Genomic DNA, 22,099 nt, shown 5'->3' with positions numbered 1-22,099 from the left:
TAATAAATACTATGAAACGTAAATTTTTTAAAAGCACATTATTATTTGCAGGGCTAGCATTAATGACAATAGGATGTTCATCTGATGATAATTCTAACCCAGATACAGGAGAGGAATTTAAAGGTAAGCAATTTCAATTAGCTTATGCTAGTGGATCGGGATCACAGTCAGCTACTTATTTACAAGGGGTAGATAAACTAACGGAAGGAGAAATAAGTTTTAGTAAAAAAGGATTCCAAATGCCTTCATCCCGAACTTCTCGAATATATGTATCAAAAGATGGAAAGTATGTATATAATTTAAATTATACTGTGGGAGATTTACGAAAATATGAACATAAAGGTGGACAAAATTACACTCAAGTAGGTCATATTGAATCTGCTCCTGTATTAGGGACAAAAACAGGTAGATTTACTAAAATTAATGAAGATATGGGGTCTGTTCATTATATAACTGCAGCGCCTCAACATGCCGGAGAAAATGGAGAAGGTGCTTATTTAGGGCATAAAATTACTGCAAGTATTGCTCTTATAGATTTAAATAAATGGTCATTTTTGCCAGGAGCACAAAAAGAAATTAATGTTAAACTTAGTGACGAATTTACTAAAAAAGGATATTACATAAGTAGGATTGATTCGCCTGTATTAGTTGATAATAAACTTTATTATGGTGCTGCTGTTAGCCTTTATGATCCAAGTACTGGAAAAAGAAAACCTACAGATAAAACTTTTACTTTAGTTGTTGATAAAAATAATTTGTCTAAAACGGATGTAATCACAACAGAGCATGTTGTAGGAAGTACTAACGGATATCGTACACCAACTTTATATGTAAATAACCAAAAAGAAGTTCTTCAAATGGTAAATGGAACTGATAAGACATATATTGCAAAAATTAAAGATGGTAAATATGATACTACATTTAAATTCGATTTAGGTAGTGCCTTAGGTGGAAAGAAAGTTTCTAGTAATGGATGGTTTTATATAGGAGATGGTATAGGTTATATGCCTTATGAGAAACTTGATGCACCAGAGATCGAAATGGGAGTGGATCCTAATGGTAAACCAACAACTACTCATGCATGGGGATTAGCACGTATAGACTTAAATAATAAAACTGCGGTGGATTTAGAAGTGCCAGCTAACTTATGGTTGACACAATATCAGACATCAGTTGTAAGAGGAGGAAAGTTCTATATTGCTTTAGCACCTGTTTCAGGAAAAGGAAATGTTTACATTTATGATATTAAGTCAACAGCTAAAAAAGGACAATTAGGAGCAACAATAACAACTGGAGTAGATCAGTATTATATAGGTGTATATTAGGATAGAAAAGAATAAAATGTAAATCATTTTATCAATGAAAATAGGGATAATCAGTATGTGATTTATCCCTGTTTTTATTAAGTATTTTAAGAAGTGGAGAGATAATTTAGTCTTCTCTCTCTAATAAATCTGGTCTTCTTGTCTTTGTGTGTTCATAAGCCATATCTTCTCTCCACTTATCTATAGCAGCGAAGTTTCCACTTAGTAACACATCTGGAACTTTCCATCCCTTATATTCAGATGGTCTAGTGTATATAGGAGGGGCTAATAAGTTATCTTGAAAGCTATCAGTCAATGCTGAAGTTTCATTAGAAAGTACTCCTGGGATAAGACGGATAATAGCATCGCATAAAATAGCTGCCCCTAGCTCTCCACCAGATAAGACATAATCTCCTATAGAGATTTCCTTTGTGATGAAATGGTCACGTACACGTTGGTCTACTCCTTTATAGTGTCCACATAGAATGATAATGTTTTTAAGCATAGACATTCCATTGGCCATTTGTTGATTTAAGGTTTCGCCATCAGGAGTCATATAGATTATTTCATCATATTCTCTCTCGGCTTTTAATGCAGTAATACATTTATCTATCGGCTCTACACTCATAACCATTCCTGCTCCACCACCGAATTGGTAGTCATCTACATTCTTATGCTTATTAGTACTATAATCACGTAAGTTGTGAAAATGTACTTCTACTAGTCCCTTCTCTATTGCTCTTTTTAGGATAGAAGCTTGAAAAGGGCTCTCTATTAATTCTGGTAAAACGGAAATAATGTCTATGCGCATAATTACTTTTGATATTTTGGCAAATGTACAATTGTATTCTGTAACCTACAAAATTGTATTAGTGGGCTTGGCTTTTTGAAAAAAGCTGAATGATTAAGACTCCTGTAATTATAAATGCAATTCCTATTAAAGCAGCAGTATCGAGTTTTTGTTTGTATAAAAAGTAAGCCGCTATAGTGACCAACACAATTCCAATCCCTGACCATAAAGCATATGCAATTCCAATAGGTATAGTACGTAAGGTCAAACTCAATAAATAAAAAGCACCTACATAACCAAGTAAAGTTATAGTGGTAGGAACAAGTTTAGTAAATCCTTCACTAGCTTTAAGAGTAGTTGTAGCTATAGTCTCTAAGAGTATAGCAAGAAGTAAGAATAGTATATTCTTCATTTTTTAATGCAAAAGTAGCTTTTTATTAGGTCTATTAAAATTGTGTAAGGCAAAATACTTTATGATATATGATTTGAAAATTACTTTCTTAGAAGTAATGGATATAGATTATTGAAGCTAATAATGAATATTAGAAAAGAAGTTATTTGATAGTTATGAATTTAAATTAAAGAGATAGGCTATTGTAGTACTTCTAATTTTACTGTAATTATTATAATTTCTTATGTTATCTTAAGATTTCTACATCTGAATTAGTTTAAATTTGTATCTATGAGTTTATCAAAATCAAATGTGCTATTTATGGCAGCGATTACAGGTTTAATCGTTGCTAATTTATATTATTGTCAACCATTAATTCCTTTGATATCAGAAGAGTTTGGTGTGTCTGAAGCTTCAGCAGGAACACTTACCTATCTGACTCAGGCAGGGTATGCTGTAGGGATGTTTTTAATGATTCCTTTAGGAGACATGCTCGAAAGGAAAAAACAAATTATTATAACAACAATATTTGCTACTATTGCTTTAGCCCTAACTGCAATTGTACAAAATTTCTTTTTATTACAGATTATTAGCTTTGTCTTAGGAGCGACTTCTATTGTCCCTCAGTTAGTCTTGCCATTAGCTGCTAGTTTATCTTCTGATGAGCAACGCGGAAAAGTAATCGGAACAGTAGTGAGTGGATTACTTATAGGGATATTGTTTTCTAGAACGCTTAGTGGCTTTGTAGGTGTATGGTTAGGATGGCGAGGTATGTTTTGGATAGCTACTATAGTAAGTATTATTATCGTAATCATGATTCAAATTAGACTACCCTATAATAAACCTACCTTTAATGGAAAGGTCAAAGACTTATATAAATCTCTTTTTGTCTTAATAAAAGAACAACCTGTATTAAGGGAATCAACAGGAGTAACAGCTTTAGCTTTTGCTCAGTTTGGAACTTTTTGGACTACGATGGTATTACTTTTACACAATGAACCTTTCGGATATGACTCTGCTGTAATTGGGGCGTTCGGATTGATAGGTGCATGTGGTGCTTTTGCAGCTCCTTTAGTAGGAAAAATAGGGGGAGCAGGAGGAGCTAGAAAGTTGATACTATATGGCATATTCATGACATTCATAAGTTTTGTAATATTTTATTTTTCAAGTGCTTCAGTGATAGGGCTTATTATAGGTATTATTTTGATAGACTTAGGATTACAGACTATACATGTATCTAATCAAACGCGTATTTATTCTCTTTTACCTGAAGCTCGCAATAGATTAAATACTGTCTATATGTCATTTAGTTTCCTTGGAACTGCTTTTGGCTCGGCTTTTGGACTATATTTGTGGAAGTTTTTTGGATGGAGTGGAGTATGTATAGGAGGTATGTGTTTAGCATTATTATCTCTAGTAGTGTATCTTGCTGCAAATAAGAAATCATAAAAGAAAGAATTAGTCTTAAGACTAAGTGAAGTAATTCAAAAACGATAAAAATTAGAACAATGGAAAACGGTATTTACGCTAAGTTCAACACATCAAAAGGAGCAATATTAGTAAAGCTTACAGAAGAATTAACACCTGGTACAGTTGGTAACTTCGTAGCTTTAGCAGAAGGTAATTTAGAAAATAGTGCACGTCCACAAGGAAAACCATACTATGACGGTCTTAAGTTTCACAGAGTTATTCCTGACTTTATGATCCAAGGAGGTTGTCCATTAGGTCAAGGTTCTGGAGGTCCAGGTTATAAATTTGATGATGAGTTCCACCCAGCTTTAAGACATGATGGTCCTGGTGTATTATCTATGGCTAATGCAGGTCCAGGTACTAACGGGTCTCAATTCTTTATTACGCATGTTGCTACACCTTGGTTAGATGGTAAACATACTGTTTTTGGTAAAGTTGTTGAAGGACAAGATATTGTAGATGCAGTAGCACAAGGAGATATTTTAGAGTCTGTAGAGATTGTAAGAGTAGGAGAGACTGCTGAGAAATGGAATGCTATTGAAGCTTTCAGAACTTTTGAAGGAGCTAGAGAGAAAAGAGAAGCTGAAGCTAAAAAAGCTGCTTTAGTAGAAGTAGAGAAATTATCTGCTGGTTTTGAAGAAACTCCAAGCGGATTAAGATATCAAATGATTGTTAAAGGTACAGGTAAGAAAGCAGAGAAAGGTAAAACTGTTTCTGTACACTACAAAGGTGCTTTAGCAAATGGACAAGAGTTTGATAGTTCTTATAAAAGAAAAAAACCTATTGAATTCCCATTAGGACAAGGTTATGTAATCGAAGGATGGGACGAAGGAATTGCTTTATTAAACGTTGGTGATAAAGCTAGATTCGTTATCCCTTCTTATTTAGGATATGGAGAAGCTGGTGCAGGTGGGGTTATTCCTCCAAATGCAACTTTAGTATTTGACGTAGAGTTAATGGACGTAAAATAATAAGTTATATAAAAACTCTCAACTTACAGTTGGGAGTTTTTTGTTTAAATGATTACATTTTATGAAAGAGGATTTCTTAGCTTGTTTAGAACGTATTCGACCATATGCACGTTATACTCCAATTATGGAGTCTGGTCAAATAGAAAACTTTTTAGGTAACGATTTGTACTTTAAGTGTGAAAATTTTCAACGTGCAGGTGCATTTAAGATGAGAGGTGCAGCCAATGCTATTCTTCAGTTGACAGAAGATCAGAGAGCAAAGGGAGTGATCACTCACTCTTCTGGTAATTTTGCGCAGGCTTTAGCTCTTGCTGCTAAATATCTTGGAGTGAAATGTTATATCGTAATGCCAAAAGATGCTCCTGATGTTAAGCGTAATGCAGTAATGGCTTATGGAGGAGAGATTATAGACTGCATTGCTACATTAGAGTCTAGAGAACGTATTTGCAATCAAGTGATAGAGGACACAGGAGCAACATTTATACATGCATCTAATAATATAGATGTTATTATGGGGCAAGGTACTGCCGCTATGGAATTGTTAGAAGCGTACCCTGACCTAGATGTTATTATCACTCCAGTAGGTGGAGGAGGCTTAATTGCAGGCACTGCATTAGCAGCAAAAGCTTTTGGTAAGGATACTATTGAAGTAATAGGAGGTGAACCTTTAGAAGCAGATGATGCCTATCGTTCTTTAATGAGTGGGCAGATTGAGTGTAATGAGACTACAGATACTATAGCTGATGGTTTGCGTACCCAATTAGGGGATATTACTTTTCCTATTATCAAAGACCATGTATCTAAAATTATACGTGTACGAGAAAATGAAATTATTAGTTCGATGCGATTGATATGGGAACGTATGAAGATTGTTGTAGAACCAAGTAGTGCTGTTGCTTTAGCAGTATTGATAAAAGAAAGACCTTCTTTTGCAGGAAAGAAAGTAGGGATTATTCTTTCTGGAGGTAATGTTGATTTGAATAATTTACCTTTTGAATAGATTATTACAAAAGGGTGTCAAACTAATGACACCCTTTTTTATATCGGTTTCTTTTTTAGTACAGGCAGTTTTATTTCTTTTCTACCGAAGTAAAGTCCAGCTACGATTAGTATACCTCCTAATATCTGTAAGAACCCTAATACTTCATCATCTAATAATCCCCAACAGAAAGCTACTAAAGGCATTAGTAGAGATACAGACGAGGCAAAACTAGCATTGGTCTCATGGATAAGTTTATAGTAATAGATATTAGCTAATGCACTACCAAATAAAGCCAATAAGAAGACAAAACCAAGTCCTTTCAATGCTTCAGGATGTTCACCGATAGTTTGAAAGAAGCCTGATGATGTTAATACAATTAAGGCAGGTATAAGTAAGACTAGTTCTATAAATGCTGTCCAGACAATAGGAGGAATATTACCCATGTATTTCTGAGTTAATAATCCACTATAAGCATACATTAAGGAAGCGATTACTAATAATAAATGATAGAACCACTCATCCGATACAAGACCTGTAGATTCAGGAGACTGTAATAATAAAATGACTCCAATAAAAGAGAGGATAACTCCTGTGACTTCTCCAAGGTGAGTTTTGTACTTAAAGAATAAAACACCTAATACAATTACGAATATCGACATTAAGGCATTTAATATTCCGGCTATAGAACTATCTAGGTGTACTTCTGCTATTGGGAATAAAAACATAGGAATAAAGCTTCCTACTAGAGCAGTAAGAAATAACCAGTGAAATGTTTTCTTAGGTAACTTTTTAATATGCTTTAGAGAAATAGGCAATAAGAATAAACCTGCAAAAGTAATTCTAAGTGCACCTACTTGTATAGGAGTAAAATATTCTAAACCTCGTTTGATAAGGATGAAAGACGATCCCCATATTAAGGAAAGGATAATGAGTGTTACCCAGTGTTTTGGTTTAAGTTTCAAGGCGTTTATTATTATGTTGTTTTGATAGGGCTAATATAAAAAAAGACCACAATAACTTTGTGGTCTTTTATATAAACGAAGCTTAGTCAGCTTATTATTTTACTTTTCTAGTATCTAAGTTACCGAAGTACATTTCTTGGAAACTTTTAATCACTCCGTGATCGATACGTTTGTAGAATGTTTTAGGATTAACTTCTTGAGTATTCTCATATCCACAAGCACTGATGAACTCTCCTAAAGCTTTCATTGTGTTTTTATGGAAGTTAGCAACACGCATTCTCTTATCTGTTACATCTAATCCTTTGTATAATGTCTCATCTTGAGTTGCAATACCTACTGGACAGTGACCACTATCACATTGTAAAGCTTGGATACATCCTAAAGCGAACATCATACCACGAGCACTATAACAAGCATCTGCACCTAAAGCCATTGTTTTAGCAATGTCAAAAGCAGAAATGATACGTCCTGATGCTAGTATTTTTATTTTATCTCTTAATCCGTTTTCGATTAATGTTTTATTAGCGAATACTAAAGCATCATTTAATGCCATACCCATGTAGTCAATAAACTCTAATGGCGCAGCTCCTGTTCCTCCTTCAGCCCCATCGATAGTGATAAAGTCAGGGTGAATACCAGTTTCTACCATTGCAGCTACGATATCTAAGAACTCATCTTTCTTACCAATACAGATTTTAAAACCAATTGGTTTACCATTTGATAGTTTTCTTAATCTAGCGATGAAGTGAACTAATTCAGTAGGGTTAGAGAAAGCTGTGTGTCCTGATGGAGAGTGTACTGTAGTGTGAGGAGTAATACTACGGATTTTAGAAATCTCTAGTGTATTTTTCTCAGCAGGTAAAAGACCTCCGTGACCAGGTTTAGCTCCTTGAGATAGTTTTAACTCAATCATTTTTACCTCTGGGTAGTTAGAACGCTCTTCGAATAAAGTATCGTCAAAGAAACCTTTTTCATTACGACATCCAAAGTATCCAGTACCGATTTGCCAAATTAAATCTCCTCCAGAACGGTGGTATTGACTAATACCTCCTTCTCCTGTATTGTGTGCAAAACCACCTATCTTAGCTCCTTCATTAAGAGCAGTAATAGCTTTTTTACTTAATGCACCATAACTCATCGCACTAATGTTGTAAACACTTGCACTATAAGGTTGGCTACATAAGTCGCTACCGATAGTAGTTCTAAAGTTTGTATCTGATATATGTTTAGGGTATACTGAGTGAGAAGCCCATTCGTAACCGATACGGTTAGGGTCATCTTGCATACCGAAAGAAACAGTTTGTTTCTCGTTTTTTGCTCTTTGATAAACAATAGAACGCTCACGTCTATTGAATGGTTTACCGTCTAATTCTCCTTCCCAAAAGTACTGACGCATCTCTGGTCTGATTGATTCAAACATATATCTGAATCGTGCAAAAATTGGGTAGTTTTTACGAATTGTATGTTTGTTTTGTATTTTGTCGATTATAGCAAGTGTTGCAAGAAAACCTGAAATAACGATATTTACTATACTAGCAGTTGATTGGTATAATACAAATGAAGTAATTGCGTAAATAAGGTAAAGGAAAACGACAGCCATCGTTAATTGTCCAAATGTAAACCGATTTAAAAATTTTTTGTGAAACATAAAATAGAATTTTAATGCAATCTTTTGTTGTTTAGTTTGTAATAGAATTAGCGTTTATTTTGTTATTCTTTTTCATAAGTTATTTTATGAAGATTGCCCTAATTTCTTAGTCTCAAATCAATCAATACCTTATGAAATTTACGAAGCAAAGGTAGCAAAGATTTTGAATTTACCTCGTTTTTGTAATTATAATTTTGTGAATATAAAGCCTTGAAAATATCATATTGATAATTTAATACTAAATTACTAGTAGTACTTTGAAAATATGCTATTTATCCTTTGATTATATACGCTTATTTCAATTTTAGATCTATTATCTTGTTCTTGTTTTTGAACTGTTCACTATATATACTTTGTTTCCCTGATGTAAAATAGGCTACAAAGCATACTACCGCTAGTAATATAGCATATTCTATGCCAAAAAGTTCTATGCCCATAAATGTACAAGCAAGCGGCGTTTTAGTAGCTCCAGCGAAAACAGCTACAAAACCTAATGCAGCCATTAGGCTTATTGGTAATCCTACATAAAGAGAGAGGTAACTACCTAGTGTCGCCCCTATAAAGAATAGAGGTGTAACTTCACCTCCTTTAAAGCCTGCCCCTAAGATTAATGTGGTGAAGACTATTTTTAGTATAAATACTTCCCAGTTCATTTGTATAGTGAAGGAGTCTACGATAGTTGGAACACCTAGTCCTAAGTAGCTTTCATTACCTATCGTATGGATTAAGAGTATAAAGAGTAGCGCTCCTATAAAAGGTCTTAGGGGAGGGTAGGTGATAGTTGTGGTAAATAGCTTTCCCCATTTTTGTAAAAACAGGATGAATAGATAAGCTGTTAGACCAAATACTACTCCTATTACTCCACATTTCAGTAACGTAGTTATAGTATGTGAGATAGGTATATCTACAGTGTATATGGTATGATGTATTCCCCAAGCGATACAAGTGTAATGACTTATATAAGCTGTCAGAATAACAGGTAATAGACTATTAAGTTTAAAATTTCTTAGGAGCATTAATTCGAATGCAAAGAAAATACCTGCTATTGGAGTTCCAAACACAGAGGCAAATCCAGCACTAACTCCCATCAGAAGAATAGTCTTTCTAGCTTCAGCACCTAGATGTAAGTATTTATTAAGTTGATCTGCTATAGTACCTCCCATTTGTACAGCAGTACCTTCACGACCAGCAGATCCTCCAAATAGATGAGTAACCCAAGTTCCTAATAGAACTAAAGGGAACATTCTAAATGGTATTGTCTTAGAAGGAGTGTGGTATTCTGATATGATTAGGTTATTCCCTTGATTAGCTTCTTTGCCATAGTAGTGATATAATAATCCTATTAAAAAACCACCAAGAGGTAAAACATATAATAAGTAAGTATGAGAGATTCTTAACTCTGTTACTTCTTCTAAGATATAAAGGAATAGGGCAGATATGCTACCTATTATTGTCCCAGAAAGGAGAATAGCAATGAACCATCTTATCAGTAGAGAAAAAGAAATATTTTTTGGATTAAAAGCTTGTTTAAAGCTTGAGAAATTTAAATGCATAGTCTATCATTCAGTTTTACGTTAGTATACTATTATGTTAGACGTCATCAGCATTCTATAGAGAAGCGGTTCGAGGCAGACATCATTGCCTATGATTTATAAGTCAAAGATATAAAAAAAGTCCGAGTTGAATAACTCGGACCTATTTTATTTTGTGTGTTTCTATTAAATATCGTCAAAACTAACATCAGTAAATGAACTTACCTCATTCTCTGACTGATATTCTTTTTTGAAATCTTTTTGATGTCTCTCAGAAATAACTTCTTCTCCCTTGTGATCTACTACGAATTGAGTCATCTCATCTAATATCTCTCTAAAAGCACCGAAATCCTCTTTGTATAAATAGATTTTGTGTTTTTTAAAGTGAAAAGATCCATCTTCTTCCGTGAACTTTTTACTCTCAGTAATTGTTATGTAATAGTCATCTGCCTTTGTAGATCTAACATCAAAGAAATAAGTTCTTCTACCCGCTCTTAGTACTTTTGAAAAAATTTCTTCTTTTTCTAACATTTCGTTATCTCTCATAATTCCTTCTTATCAATTAATTGATTTGTTCATATAGCATTCAAAAGTCTAAAAAAAAACTTAATAAACCAACTATTTATAATAATTCTTTTTCATTTAATTGTTTTTGGTATAACTCTCTATAGTATCCTTCAGTATGAATAAGTTCGTTGTGTGTACCCTGTTCTACGATTTGACCGTGGTCTAGTACGATTATTTGGTCTGCATTCTTAGCAGAAGAAACTCTGTGTGTGACAATTAGTGTCGTGATTTCTTTGCTGTGTTCTTCTAGATTTTGCAATATTTTCTCTTCAGTTTCTGTATCTACAGCAGATAATGCATCGTCTAAAATTAGAATAGGAGCATCCTTTATCAGTGCTCTAGCGATAGAAACACGTTGTTTCTGACCTCCGGATAGCGTAAGCCCTCTTTCTCCTAGCGTAGTGTTATATCCCTCATTGAATTGAGTGATATTATCGTGTACAACAGCCTTTTTAGCTACTTCGATGATTTCTTCTTCAGTAGCATCTTCTTTACCAAATCTAATATTGTTACTGATGGTATCAGAGAATAAGAAAGCATCTTGAGGTACTACAGCGATACTGTTTCTCAGATCCTTTAGATTACAGTCTTTGATAGGTGTGTTATCTATATAGATATTTCCGCTAGTGACATCGTACATTCTACTGATTAGCGTAAGTAGAGTAGACTTACCAGACCCCGTTTTACCTAATATAGCAAGTGTCTTTCCTTTTTCTAAAGTAAAAGAGACGTCTTTTAGAGCCTGTATACCTGTATCTTCATAAGTGTATGACACTTTGTCAAAGGTGATATTCCCTTCTACGTTAGTTGGGTTAGGATTCGTATTGTATATCTCAGGTTGTTCGTTTAAGAATTCATTGATACGCTTCTGAGAAGCTTCTGCTTCTTGGATCATTGAAGATACCCAGCCAATAGAAGCAATAGGCCATGTCAGCATATTAATGTACAGGATAAACTGAGCGATAATACCGATGTCTGGTATACTACCATTGAAGAACATTAAGGCTCCGACAGCGATCACTACTAAGTTACTTAACCCGATTAAGAAGATCATCAGAGGAGCTATTAAAGCACTAGACTTCGCTAAGTTTAAGTACTTGTCTTTACTCTCTTGTGTTAGTGTTCTAAACTCGTCTTGCTTTTCTTGTTCTATAGAATAAGCTTTGATTACTCTTATTCCAGAGAACATCTCTTGTGAGAAAGTAGTTAGTTTAGATAGATTAGCTTGGAAGATAGAACTTCTCTCATTGATCTGTTTACTTAATTTGTAGATAAAATATCCTAGCAATGGAAGTGGTACTAACGAATACAGGGTTAACTGTGGAGAGATTAAGTACATCTGTGTCAGTACTACAGCAAAACGGATTAATGTATTGATAGAGTACATTACAGCAGGTCCCACATACTGCCTTACCTTACCGACATCTTCACTGATGCGGTTCATTAAGTCTCCAGTTCTATTTCTTTTATAGAAACTCTGAGATAGCACCTCATAATGTTTAAAGACATCATTCTTTAAGTCAAACTCGATATGACGTGACATCACGATCAGTGTTTGTCTCATTAAGAAGGTTAGGAATCCTGCTATTAATGTAGTGATTAGTATCCACAGAATATTATTTAGTAGGATAGAGGTCACTTCCTCTTTGTCGAAGACAGTCATCTGTTCTAATGTACGGATAGAGTCCCCGACTAGTTTAGGGGTGTATAATGTAAATATCTGTGCTACTATAGTAATAATAACACCTATTAAGAAACGATATTTATATTTATAGAAATACTTATTTAATTGACTTAATGCGCTCATACTTGGGATAAATGCTATATAGAAGCATTTTTAATAATTGATAAAACTAGGCAAAAAAAGCTTGTCTAGCTTTGCAAAGATAAAGGATTATTAGAGATCCTAAATTTTAGAGTTTTAAATAAATTATTAAAATTCAAGTTAAATTATATAGTTCTATTAAATTTCTGATTTGATTAAAAGTATATTTTTATACCTTTGCCCTCGTTATACAAACAACATATAATTTATTTTTTTTAAAGTTCTTAAGTAGCATGTTAAACAGAAGACACATTCGTATAAAGGTTATGCAAACGCTTTATGCAATGCAACAAAGTAATTCTGAACAAATTCAGTCAGGAGAAAAGTTTCTAATCAATAGTATAGAGAATATACAAGATCTATACTTATTAATGATTACAACCTTAGTAGAGATTAGAAAAAAAGAAGTCGAGTATATCTCCTTAGCACAAAAAAAACATTTAGCTACTGCCGCAGAACGAAACCCAAGCAAGCGTTTTATCGAGAACAGAGTTCTAGACCTATTAGAAAGCTCTACTTCTATATCGAATAAGATAGAGGAGAAGAAGATAACTACATGGCAAGTACACGATAACTATATCCAAATGTTATTGGACGAAGTGAAAGAGAGTACTTTCTTTAAAGCTTATATGGCTAAGAGTGAAGTAACTTTTGAAGACGATCGTCAGTTCGTATGTGACATCTTTACAGAAGTTATCGCTCCTAATGAGAAAATCTATGAGTTCTTAGAAGATAGTAAGTTAACTTGGTTAGACGATATTCCTGTGGTGAATACCATGATCCAAAAACAACTTCGCAAGTTAAAAGAAAGAGATGTACAGTTCATCGTACCTAAGGTTTATAAAGATTCTGAAGACCAAGAGTTTGCTATTAATCTTTATAGAAAGACGATTTTGAACTTTGCAGAGTTAACAAAAGAGTTTGAAGATAAAACACCTAATTGGGACCCTGAGCGTATTGCAGAATTAGACACGATTATCTTGAGAATGGCTATCTGTGAATTCTTAAAATTCAGCTCTATTCCAGTAAAAGTGACAATTAATGAATATTTAGAGATTGCAAAAGAGTATTCTACAGCAAAAAGTAGTATTTTTATCAATGGAGTATTAGATAATATTTCTAAAGTTTATAACGAGGAGAATAGACTTAATAAAATCGGTAAAGGATTGCTATAACCTTTCTAAACTAAGTAAAGAACTATGAGAAAAATTTTATTATTAACATTAGGGTTAGCTTTTACAGTAGTTTCTTGTAAAGAGAACAATGCTGCTTCTAGCTTGATTGACAGAGAGAATGCAGCTAAAGTAGAAGGTACTAGAACTAATGGAGAGTATCCTGAGATTGTTTTTGACAGAACAGTACATGATTTCGGTAATATTGCAAATAATGAATCTGTAACTACTGAGATCGAATTAAAGAATACAGGTAAGGCTGATTTAGTTATTATTAATGCTACAGCATCTTGTGGATGTACAGTTCCAGAATATCAAAAAACACCTATTAAGCCAGGAGAAACTTCAAAATTAACTGTTAAGTTTCAAACAGGGGCAGAAGGACAACAACAAAAAACAGTAACTTTGGTTACGAATACAAAAAAAGGAAATGAGACACTTACGATTAAAGCTAACGTAGGTCTTCGTAGTAATTAATAATCTATAAATAATACCAAATGGAAAATTTACAACAATTTTTACCTATAGTTTTAATGTTTGTGGTAATCTATTTCTTAATGATTCGCCCACAACAAAAGAAAATGAAACAAGAGAAAGCTTATGAAGCTAGTATTAAAGTAGGTGATCGTATTGTTACTAAGTCTGGAATTCACGGTAGAATCAATGAGTTACACGAAACTACAGTAATTATCGAGACGATGGCTGGTAAGCTACAAATGGAGCGCTCTGCGATCTCTATGGAAATGAGTCAAAAATTAAATGAGAAGAAGTAATTCTCATTGCACTATAAAAAAAGCGTTATCAATATATTGATAACGCTTTTTTTATGTCTTTTTTTAGATGAAAATTACTTCTTAATCTTTTCGAAATAAGTAATCAAGTCTATCAACCTAGAAGAATAACCGATTTCGTTGTCATACCATCCTACTACTTTTACCATTTTGTCTAAGACAGAAGTGAGTTGAGAGTCGAATAGACACGAGTTTGTATTCCCTAAGATATCTACAGAGACTATAGGATCTGTAGTATAGGCTAAGATTCCTTTTAACTCTCCTTCTGCTGCTTTTTTGAATGCAGCATTGATTTCCTCTATTTCTACTTTTCTTTTGACGATACAGGTTATGTCTGTCAATGATCCATCCGGTACAGGTACGCGTATACCACCCCCACCAATATTGCCTTCGTATTCAGGAAATATTTTAGTCAGTGCCTTCGCTGCTCCTGTAGTAGTAGGGACTATAGACTGAGCAGCCCCTCTAGCTCTTCTCAGATCTTTATGAGGTTGATCGTGTAGACTCTGGTCAGTAGTATAAGAGTGTACTGTAGTGATATAAGCATGTTCTATACCACATAGTTCTTTAATTACTTTGACCATAGGAGCAGCATTGTTAGTCGTACAGCTCGCATTAGATATGATAAGTTCCTCTCCTGTCAAGATATTGTGATTTACACCGAGTACGATAGTCTTGATAACATTGTCTTCTGGTGGTACAGATAAGATGACACGTTTAGCTCCTTGCTGGATATGTTGCTCTAATAGGGGATAGGTTTTTCTACGTCCAGTAGCTTCTATGACATAGTCTATATCTAACGTTTTCCAGTCTAGACCAGATATCTCACTTTCTCTAAAGAATGCTATTTTCTTACCAGCTACGATGATATGGTCCTTGTCATAACTTACCTCTTTATTCAGTATACCATGTATACTGTCATATTTTAGTAGATGTGACATAGTCTGCGTATCAGCCAGATCATTTATAGCGACTACCTCTATGGTAGGATGATCTAAAAGGAGTTTAAAAAGGTTGCGGCCTATACGACCAAAACCATTTATTGCTATTTTTATTTTACTCATAAGTGTAAAAAGAAGAAGGTCGCGAAGAACGCGACCTTATTTATATTATAAAAGGTGTTTTTGCGCTCGGTAAGATGAGCGAACTAAGGCACCACTTTCTACGTGTCTGAATCCTAATTCTAGCCCTATCTTTTCGTATTTCTCGAATTGCTCAGGAGTGATAAACTCCTTCACAGGTAAGTGCTTTTTACTAGGCTGTAGATACTGTCCGATAGTTAATACGTCAAGGTTAACAGCTCTTAGATCATGCATAGTTTGGATTACTTCTTCTTCCGTTTCTCCTAGTCCTAGCATGATACCAGATTTAGTTCTATTCACTCCTTTTTCTTTTAAGTATCTCAGTACTTCTAGGCTTCGATCATATTTAGCCTGAATACGTACCTCACGAGTCAGTCTTCTAACCGTCTCCATATTGTGAGAGACAATCTCTGGAGCTACTTCTATGATTCTATCTATATTTCTCTCTATTCCTTGGAAGTCTGGTATCAGGGTTTCCATTGTAGTACCAGGGCTGATTCTTCTCACTGCTTGTACAGTTTCTGCCCAGATAATAGATCCTCCATCTTTAATGTCATCTCTATCCACACTAGTGATTACAGCGTGTTTGATAGACATTAATTTGATCGAGCGCGCTACTTTCTCTGGTTCATCCCAGTCCACCGTCTCAGGACGTCCTGTCTTTACACCACAGAATCCACAAGAACGCGTACAGATATTTCCTAATATCATAAATGTAGCAGTTCCTTCTCCCCAGCATTCTCCCATATTAGGACAACTACCTGAAGTACAGATTGTGTTCAGTTTATATTTATCTACTAAACCTCTAAGTTCAGTGTACTTCTTTCCAGTGGGAAGTTTTACACGAAGCCACTTTGGTTTAGCTTTAGGTTCTATATTTGAGTCTAAGATTGTATCCATAGTATGAGTTTATGAAAGTACAAATATACTTAATCTTAAGAGTTATACATTATTAATATATGCTAAAAGTTATCATGTTGTCACTGATTCATAATCTGTGACTTTACACTAGTGTATTTCTGTTCGCTATGTCCTTCTGTGTATGTGAAGAATCCCACCGTACACATTTGTTCTCATTGTCTTTCTCAGCTTTCGAAGAATCCATCCTACACATCCGCTCTTATTGTCCTTCTGAGTCTGCGAAGAACCCCATCCGATACATCTGATCCCGATGTCATTTGGCTTGCACTTTCTAGGGGTTTGCTAGGAGTATCCTTGGGGTTTGCTTGCCTAGAAGGCCATTTTGTCGAAGGAATGTGCAAGAATACCCCTAGCAATGTGCTAGTATAGTAAGACGAAATAGAAAAATTAGCTAGTGAGGGCTATAAGGTGATGATGAGTATTTACTAACGGTAGTTTTATTGGCGAAAATAACAAACTTTAAGACAAAAAAAATAAAAGTAGTGTTTGTATAATTTTGGCTGTTATTCCTTTGAAAAATAACAAGACAGGCTAGAATATGATAGCCGTAGAGTTTCTTTATTTTTTAAACAGTCTACGAAAAGGTTAGGAGATATTTTTTGGATTGATAAAAAAAGTAATGTTTTTTTGTATTAAGAGCAAGGAGTTTAAGGAACAATTCTATTTTATTGTTAAATGTGAATTATTTAAAATAAAAAGTTTATTGCTGATGTAAATTTAGTTATTTTTAAAAAACGCAGTATAAATTTGTGTAAAATGCGGAGAAAATATATATTCGCTATTATTTATTTTACAACATAATGGAAGATCAAATTAGAGAGACACCTGCAGACAAGTGGATTGCAAAACCCATGAGTAGATTCATGAGCAAATCTACATCTGGTGGGGTAGTATTATTTTTAGCTGCTGTATTTGCTATTTTTATGGCAAATTCACAATGGGCAGATGCTTACATGAGTTTTTGGGATGATAACCATATTGGGTTTTCATTAAATGATATGACTTTAAACCACTCTTTAAAACATTGGGTGAATGATGGTCTGATGGCTATTTTCTTCTTTGTGGTTGGTTTAGAATTAAAACGTGAGTTAACTACTGGAGAATTATCATCACCTAAGAAGGCGATGTTACCTATTATCGCTGCTATCGGTGGTATGGCTGTACCAGCTCTAGTATATATTGTGTTTAACGGAGGTACTGATGCAGCACATGGATGGGGAATCCCGATGGCTACAGATATTGCCTTTGCATTAGGAGTATTATATTTATTAGGTGATAAAGTGCCTACTTCGTTAAAAGTGTTTTTGACAGCGTTAGCGATTGCAGATGATTTAGGAGCAGTATTAGTTATCGCAATGTTCTATACAAGTGATTTATCTTTAGCTAATCTAGGTATGGGATTAGGATTCTTCGGATTATTAGTAATCAGTAATCTAGTGGGAATTAGAAACACGATATACTACGCGATCATCGGTATCGGTGGAGTGTGGTTATGCTTCTTATTATCAGGAGTACACGCTACTATCGCAGCAGTATTAGCGGCATTCGCTATACCGAGTACAGCGAGAGTACACGAGTCATACTTCGTAGCAAAATTAAACAAGTTAAGAGACCGTTTCAGTAAAATAGATCCAGACGATAAGATTCCTAATCTTACAGGAGATCAGATGGAATGTGTCCATGATATTAAAGATTTGGCTACAGATGCGTTACCAGCATCTATTCGTTTAGAGCACAGCATGCATAATTTCGTAGCATTCTTTGTGATGCCTGTGTTTGCGTTAGCTAATGCAGCTATTCCGATTAGTATCGGAGATGGTGGATTAAGTGCTGTGACATTAGGAGTAGCATTCGGTTTATTAGTAGGAAAAGTGTTAGGAGTATCAGGACTAACAGCGTTATTAATTAAACTTAAAATAGTAGCAATGCCTAAGGGGATGACGTATCTTAATTTATTAGGATTAGGATTCTTAGCTGCTATTGGGTTCACGATGTCGTTATTCGTTACTGAATTAGCATTTGATATCAATCTGCATCCAGAGTTCCCAGATCAAGCAAAATTAGGTATTCTAATTGCTTCAGGACTTGGTGGTATCATAGGATATGTACTACTATTTATGTGTGGTAAGAAAACGGGAGTTCAAGAAGAAGCCTAGTGATGATACTATAAAGATATATGGCTCTGTAAATTTAGTTTTACAGAGCTTTTTTTATTAATTAAAATGTAGTAGATGGTACTTAACAAATACTATATTTGCAACTTAATTCAAAACAGATATACAGAGTTACATGATTACAGTTAACGATATTTCAGTTCAGTTTGGTGGTACTACTTTATTTAGTGGTGTCAATTTTTCAATCAATGAAAACGACAAGATTGCCTTAATGGGAAAAAATGGGGCAGGAAAATCTACTTTATTAAAGATAGTAGCAGGAGCGAATAAACCTTCTACAGGGAATATCTCAGCACCAAAAGATGCTGTTATTGCTTATCTTCCACAGCATTTATTGACTGAAGATAACTGTACTGTAATGGAAGAAGCGTCTAAGGCGTATGCAAGTATCTTCTCTATGAAGAAAGAGATAGATGATATCAATGAGCAACTGACAGTGCGTACTGACTATGAGAGTGATGCTTATATGAAGCTAATCGAGCGTGTATCTGAGTTAAGTGAGAAGTTCTATTCTATCGAAGAGGTGAACTATGAGGCAGAGGTAGAGAAGATATTAAAAGGATTAGGTTTTACTAGAGAAGACTTTAATAGACCTACATCAGAGTTTAGTGGTGGATGGAGAATGCGTATCGAGTTGGCAAAAATCTTATTACAAAAACCAGATTTGATTTTATTAGATGAGCCTACGAACCATATGGATATCGAAAGTATCGAGTGGTTAGAAGACTTCTTAATCAACCAAGCTAAGGCGGTGATGGTTATCTCTCACGACCGTGCATTCGTAGATAATATTACCAATCGTACGATTGAAGTAACGATGGGTAAAATCTATGATTATAAAGCGAAGTATTCTGATTACTTAGTATTGCGTCAAGATAGACGTGCTCATCAGCTAAAAGCGTATGAGGAGCAACAAAAGATGATCGCAGAGACAACAGAGTTTATTGAACGTTTTAAAGGAACGTATTCTAAGACTTTACAAGTACAGTCTCGTGTAAAGATGCTTGAGAAACTTGAAATCATCGAAGTGGACGAAATTGATAATTCTGCACTTCGTTTGAAGTTTCCACCAGCAGCACGTTCAGGACAGTATCCTGTGGTAGTAAAAGAGATGTCAAAGTCTTATGGAGATCACGTTGTATTTAAAGATGCAAATATTGTAATAGAGAGAGGCCAGAAGGTTTCGTTTGTAGGAAAGAATGGTGAGGGTAAATCTACTATGATTAAAGCGATCATGAAAGAAATAGATTTTCAAGGTGAAGCTGAGATTGGACATAATGTACAGATTGGTTACTTCGCACAGAATCAAGCTTCTTTATTAGATGAAGATTTGACTATTTTCGAAACAGTAGATAGAATAGCAGAAGGAGATATCAGAACACAGATAAAAAATATCTTAGGAGCATTTATGTTCTCTGGTGATGATATTCATAAAAAAGTAAAAGTGTTATCAGGAGGAGAGAAAACTCGTTTAGCGATGGTGAAACTTCTGTTAGAACCTTATAATGTATTGATTCTGGATGAGCCAACGAACCACTTAGATATGAAAACGAAAGATATCATTAAAGAAGCTTTGCGCGACTTCGAAGGAACCGTGATTTTAGTGTCTCACGACCGTGATTTCTTAGATGGTCTTGCAGAGAAGGTATTTGAGTTTGGAAATAAACGAGTGAAAGAACACTTCGAAGATATCAAAGGATTCTTAGCACATAAGAAAATGGAGAACTTAAGAGAAATCGAAAAATAAAATCGTAAAAGAGCAGTCAGTAAGGATTGCTCTTTTTTTTGTACTCTAAAGTTTAGTTTGTGGATATTGATAGAGTGGCATATGTTTTGAGTTTTATTATTTTGATAAAATAGTTGTATTCTACATAGATACATAGTTTTAGATATAAGTAATGGGTTGATTACTACAGTGATGAGGTCAGTATTTTATATACGGTCTCTGATGCAGATGTTTTATTCAATAAATAAGACTGCTATATAGTGTACAGCTTATTGCTAAAAAGAGCGTTTAATCATTTTTAATTGTATTAAAAAAGTTTAAATTTATAGGTAATTTTACGTAAAATATAATATTAGGAGTATAGTCTCTATATTTGCAATATATAAATAGAAAGTATGTTCATGAAGCGATTAGATTTAAGGGATTATTTCTCTGTAGTAGGAGGAGTATTATTCTTTATAGGTATGTCTAGTTCTGTGTATGCACAGGAGAGTCTGTCATTTACAGATGCGTATAATAAGATGTATCAAGATAATAGTCTTATTAAGGCAGTAGAGAAACAGGAAGAAGTACACCATTATAAATGGCAAGCTACTAAGGGGCTACGCTATCCTTCTGTGCGTGCTTTCGGAGGAGGACTATATCTTAGCAAATCGTTAGGAGTAGATCTAAATGGGTTGAAAAATGGAATAGGAGATTTTATTCATTTACCTAATCCAGATGTCTTAGGTAACTGGTCTAAGTCATTTAATAAAAAAGATATGGTTTTCGGTGGTTTTATGGCTACTTGGCCTCTTTATACAGGAGGAAAGATTAACGCAGCTATAAAGGCACATGAGATAGAGAGTAAAATAGGAGAGAAAGATTTAGAAAAAACGAAGAATAAGTTAATCACTGAATTAGCACAACGTTATTATTCAGTGAAGTTAGCTGAAGAAGCTGTGGCTGTAAGAAGAACAGTCTTAGAGGGGATGAATAAACATCTACACGATGCGACTAAGCTAGAGGAACACGGTATGATAGCAGCTGTAGAAAAGATGAGTGCTGATGTGGCGGTATCAGAAGCTAATAGACAGCTAGATGGAGCGCTAAAAGATGCTAAATTAGCAAGGTTAGCCTTAGCAAATACATTAGAAGTAGATGAAGTTACAGCTACGTTAGATAGTGATTTCTTTTCGATACCTCAGTTAGAGAACGTTGACTTCTTTCAAGGTTCTGCTGTAGAAAATTATCCAGAACTACAAAAATTAGTATTGCAAAAAGAGCTAGCTGATCAAGGGGTAAAAGTAAAGCAATCTGCTAATTATCCAACAGTATTTGGATTCGGACAAACAATATTAGCACATAATAACCCTATCTTAATAGGAGAGAAAGATAGTAAGCCGTGGGTAGTAGGGATAGGTGTTAGTTATACGTTATTCGAAGGATTTAAAAACAAGAATGAGATTAAAGCTGCTAAAGCAACTAGAGAAAGCGTAGAATTATTCGAAACAAAAGCGAAGAGTGATGTGAAGATGCTAGTAGCTAAGCTGTATCAAGATATTCAAAAACAAGAAGATCAGATTAAGAATCTTAATGTACAAGAGAAATTAGCAGTGGAGTATCTACGTGTTAGAACTAAAGCATTCTCAGAAGGTTTTGCAACATCAACAGAGGTAGTGGATGCTGAGATGAATTTGTCAGGAGTAAGATTAATGAAACTACAAGCCAATTATAATTATGCTATAGGGGTGGCATCCCTTTTCGAAGTAGCAGGATTAAGTCATAATTTTTTACAATACACAAAATAAT

19 protein-coding genes and 1 riboswitch are annotated in these 22,099 nt (G+C 34.5%); of the genes, 10 read left to right on the top strand and 9 right to left on the bottom strand.

The genetic code is table 11. The features are described from left to right. Positions 1–11: 11 nt before the first annotated feature. Entirely contained in the window at positions 12–1,325 is a 1,314-nt protein-coding gene (locus MODO_RS07700) for a DUF4374 domain-containing protein (protein WP_006257006.1), read from the top strand. Positions 1,326–1,431: 106 nt separating this feature from the next. On the opposite strand, the gene trmD is transcribed toward MODO_RS07700, so the two are convergent. Next, positions 1,432–2,115, bottom strand: a complete 684-nt coding sequence (trmD, locus tag MODO_RS07695; RefSeq protein ID WP_006257005.1) for a tRNA (guanosine(37)-N1)-methyltransferase TrmD — start codon at positions 2,113–2,115, stop codon at positions 1,432–1,434. A 58-nt stretch (positions 2,116–2,173) separates the two neighbouring features. Further along, a complete protein-coding gene (locus tag MODO_RS07690; protein WP_006260721.1) occupies positions 2,174–2,506 on the bottom strand; it encodes a DMT family transporter in 333 nt (110 codons plus the stop codon). Positions 2,507–2,776: 270 nt separating this feature from the next. Here MODO_RS07690 and MODO_RS07685 point away from each other — a divergent pair, with 270 nt between their 5' ends. The 3 genes from MODO_RS07685 (at position 2,777) to MODO_RS07675 (ending at position 5,926) form a co-directional block, all read left to right on the top strand. After that, the gene (locus MODO_RS07685) at positions 2,777–3,934 is read left to right on the top strand and encodes an MFS transporter (RefSeq protein WP_006260722.1); all 1,158 of its coding nucleotides are present in this window, start codon (positions 2,777–2,779) and stop codon (positions 3,932–3,934) included. Between the two features lie 59 nt (positions 3,935–3,993). Then, positions 3,994–4,926: a peptidylprolyl isomerase gene (locus MODO_RS07680; RefSeq protein ID WP_006257002.1), complete on the top strand. Its 933-nt coding sequence runs from the start codon at positions 3,994–3,996 to the stop codon at positions 4,924–4,926. A gap of 61 nt (positions 4,927–4,987) precedes the next feature. Continuing rightward, a complete protein-coding gene (locus tag MODO_RS07675; RefSeq protein ID WP_006257001.1) occupies positions 4,988–5,926 on the top strand; it encodes a pyridoxal-phosphate dependent enzyme in 939 nt (312 codons plus the stop codon). Positions 5,927–5,964: 38 nt separating this feature from the next. On the opposite strand, the gene MODO_RS07670 is transcribed toward MODO_RS07675, so the two are convergent. From MODO_RS07670 to MODO_RS07650, 5 genes are all read right to left on the bottom strand, one after another. Beyond that, complete coding sequence (locus tag MODO_RS07670) at positions 5,965–6,870, bottom strand: DMT family transporter (RefSeq protein ID WP_006257000.1); 906 nt, start codon at positions 6,868–6,870, stop codon at positions 5,965–5,967. Between the two features lie 94 nt (positions 6,871–6,964). Continuing rightward, the gene (locus MODO_RS07665; protein ID WP_006256999.1) at positions 6,965–8,518 is read right to left on the bottom strand and encodes an FMN-binding glutamate synthase family protein; all 1,554 of its coding nucleotides are present in this window, start codon (positions 8,516–8,518) and stop codon (positions 6,965–6,967) included. Between the two features lie 293 nt (positions 8,519–8,811). After that, entirely contained in the window at positions 8,812–10,071 is a 1,260-nt protein-coding gene (locus tag MODO_RS07660) for a chloride channel protein (protein WP_006256998.1), read from the bottom strand. A gap of 31 nt (positions 10,072–10,102) precedes the next feature. Further along, positions 10,103–10,170: riboswitch (Fluoride riboswitch) on the bottom strand. Positions 10,171–10,236: 66 nt separating this feature from the next. Beyond that, on the bottom strand, positions 10,237–10,596 hold the full coding sequence (locus tag MODO_RS07655; RefSeq protein WP_006256997.1) for a PUR family DNA/RNA-binding protein: 360 nt from the start codon (positions 10,594–10,596) through the stop codon (positions 10,237–10,239). A 76-nt stretch (positions 10,597–10,672) separates the two neighbouring features. Next, positions 10,673–12,424, bottom strand: coding sequence for an ABC transporter ATP-binding protein (locus MODO_RS07650; protein ID WP_006256996.1), 1,752 nt, complete (start codon positions 12,422–12,424; stop codon positions 10,673–10,675). Positions 12,425–12,675: 251 nt separating this feature from the next. Here MODO_RS07650 and nusB point away from each other — a divergent pair, with 251 nt between their 5' ends. Genes nusB through yajC form a run of 3 tightly spaced genes read left to right on the top strand, consistent with a single transcriptional unit; the run spans position 12,676 to position 14,387 of the window. Then, positions 12,676–13,617 (top strand): transcription antitermination factor NusB, encoded by a 942-nt coding sequence (gene nusB / locus MODO_RS07645; protein ID WP_006260725.1) that lies wholly within the window; start codon positions 12,676–12,678, stop codon positions 13,615–13,617. Positions 13,618–13,641: 24 nt separating this feature from the next. Continuing rightward, positions 13,642–14,091, top strand: a complete 450-nt coding sequence (locus tag MODO_RS07640; RefSeq protein WP_006256994.1) for a DUF1573 domain-containing protein — start codon at positions 13,642–13,644, stop codon at positions 14,089–14,091. 20 nt (positions 14,092–14,111) lie between these two features. After that, positions 14,112–14,387 carry a preprotein translocase subunit YajC gene (gene yajC, locus MODO_RS07635; protein ID WP_006256993.1) on the top strand — a complete coding sequence of 92 codons (276 nt, stop codon included), beginning with the start codon at positions 14,112–14,114 and terminating at the stop codon, positions 14,385–14,387. A gap of 74 nt (positions 14,388–14,461) precedes the next feature. Here the strand turns inward: yajC and gap are convergent, their stop codons facing one another. Continuing rightward, complete coding sequence (gene gap, locus MODO_RS07630) at positions 14,462–15,469, bottom strand: type I glyceraldehyde-3-phosphate dehydrogenase (protein ID WP_006266485.1); 1,008 nt, start codon at positions 15,467–15,469, stop codon at positions 14,462–14,464. A gap of 45 nt (positions 15,470–15,514) precedes the next feature. Beyond that, the gene (lipA, locus tag MODO_RS07625; RefSeq protein WP_006256991.1) at positions 15,515–16,387 is read right to left on the bottom strand and encodes a lipoyl synthase; all 873 of its coding nucleotides are present in this window, start codon (positions 16,385–16,387) and stop codon (positions 15,515–15,517) included. A gap of 821 nt (positions 16,388–17,208) precedes the next feature. Here lipA and nhaA point away from each other — a divergent pair. The 3 genes from nhaA (at position 17,209) to MODO_RS07610 (ending at position 22,098) form a co-directional block, all read left to right on the top strand. Continuing rightward, positions 17,209–18,564 (top strand): Na+/H+ antiporter NhaA, encoded by a 1,356-nt coding sequence (gene nhaA / locus MODO_RS07620; protein ID WP_039328956.1) that lies wholly within the window; start codon positions 17,209–17,211, stop codon positions 18,562–18,564. 133 nt (positions 18,565–18,697) lie between these two features. Further along, positions 18,698–20,329 (top strand): ABC-F family ATP-binding cassette domain-containing protein, encoded by a 1,632-nt coding sequence (locus MODO_RS07615; protein ID WP_006256989.1) that lies wholly within the window; start codon positions 18,698–18,700, stop codon positions 20,327–20,329. Positions 20,330–20,709: 380 nt separating this feature from the next. Then, positions 20,710–22,098, top strand: a complete 1,389-nt coding sequence (locus MODO_RS07610; protein ID WP_235279891.1) for a TolC family protein — start codon at positions 20,710–20,712, stop codon at positions 22,096–22,098. Position 22,099 lies beyond the last annotated feature (1 nt).

Source organism: Myroides odoratimimus, assembly GCF_001485415.1.
Taxonomy (GTDB): domain Bacteria; phylum Bacteroidota; class Bacteroidia; order Flavobacteriales; family Flavobacteriaceae; genus Flavobacterium; species Flavobacterium odoratimimum.
The sequence above is the reverse complement of the archived record's forward strand: the minus strand, read 5'-3'. Positions and strand labels throughout refer to the sequence as shown.

Excerpts from the sequence above, each read along its gene's own strand:
- MODO_RS07700 (WP_006257006.1), top strand. The coding sequence starts at position 12 with ATGAAACGTAAATTTTTTAAAAGCACATTATTATTTGCAGGGCTAGCA.
- trmD (WP_006257005.1), bottom strand. The coding sequence starts at position 2,115 with ATGCGCATAGACATTATTTCCGTTTTACCAGAATTAATAGAGAGCCCT.
- MODO_RS07690 (WP_006260721.1), bottom strand. The coding sequence starts at position 2,506 with ATGAAGAATATACTATTCTTACTTCTTGCTATACTCTTAGAGACTATA.
- MODO_RS07685 (WP_006260722.1), top strand. The coding sequence starts at position 2,777 with ATGAGTTTATCAAAATCAAATGTGCTATTTATGGCAGCGATTACAGGT.
- MODO_RS07680 (WP_006257002.1), top strand. The coding sequence starts at position 3,994 with ATGGAAAACGGTATTTACGCTAAGTTCAACACATCAAAAGGAGCAATA.
- MODO_RS07675 (WP_006257001.1), top strand. The coding sequence starts at position 4,988 with ATGAAAGAGGATTTCTTAGCTTGTTTAGAACGTATTCGACCATATGCA.
- MODO_RS07665 (WP_006256999.1), bottom strand. The coding sequence starts at position 8,518 with ATGTTTCACAAAAAATTTTTAAATCGGTTTACATTTGGACAATTAACG.
- MODO_RS07660 (WP_006256998.1), bottom strand. The coding sequence starts at position 10,071 with ATGCATTTAAATTTCTCAAGCTTTAAACAAGCTTTTAATCCAAAAAAT.
- MODO_RS07655 (WP_006256997.1), bottom strand. The coding sequence starts at position 10,596 with ATGAGAGATAACGAAATGTTAGAAAAAGAAGAAATTTTTTCAAAAGTA.
- MODO_RS07650 (WP_006256996.1), bottom strand. The coding sequence starts at position 12,424 with ATGAGCGCATTAAGTCAATTAAATAAGTATTTCTATAAATATAAATAT.
- nusB (WP_006260725.1), top strand. The coding sequence starts at position 12,676 with ATGTTAAACAGAAGACACATTCGTATAAAGGTTATGCAAACGCTTTAT.
- MODO_RS07640 (WP_006256994.1), top strand. The coding sequence starts at position 13,642 with ATGAGAAAAATTTTATTATTAACATTAGGGTTAGCTTTTACAGTAGTT.
- yajC (WP_006256993.1), top strand. The coding sequence starts at position 14,112 with ATGGAAAATTTACAACAATTTTTACCTATAGTTTTAATGTTTGTGGTA.
- gap (WP_006266485.1), bottom strand. The coding sequence starts at position 15,469 with ATGAGTAAAATAAAAATAGCAATAAATGGTTTTGGTCGTATAGGCCGC.
- lipA (WP_006256991.1), bottom strand. The coding sequence starts at position 16,387 with ATGGATACAATCTTAGACTCAAATATAGAACCTAAAGCTAAACCAAAG.
- nhaA (WP_039328956.1), top strand. The coding sequence starts at position 17,209 with ATGGAAGATCAAATTAGAGAGACACCTGCAGACAAGTGGATTGCAAAA.
- MODO_RS07615 (WP_006256989.1), top strand. The coding sequence starts at position 18,698 with ATGATTACAGTTAACGATATTTCAGTTCAGTTTGGTGGTACTACTTTA.
- MODO_RS07610 (WP_235279891.1), top strand. The coding sequence starts at position 20,710 with ATGAAGCGATTAGATTTAAGGGATTATTTCTCTGTAGTAGGAGGAGTA.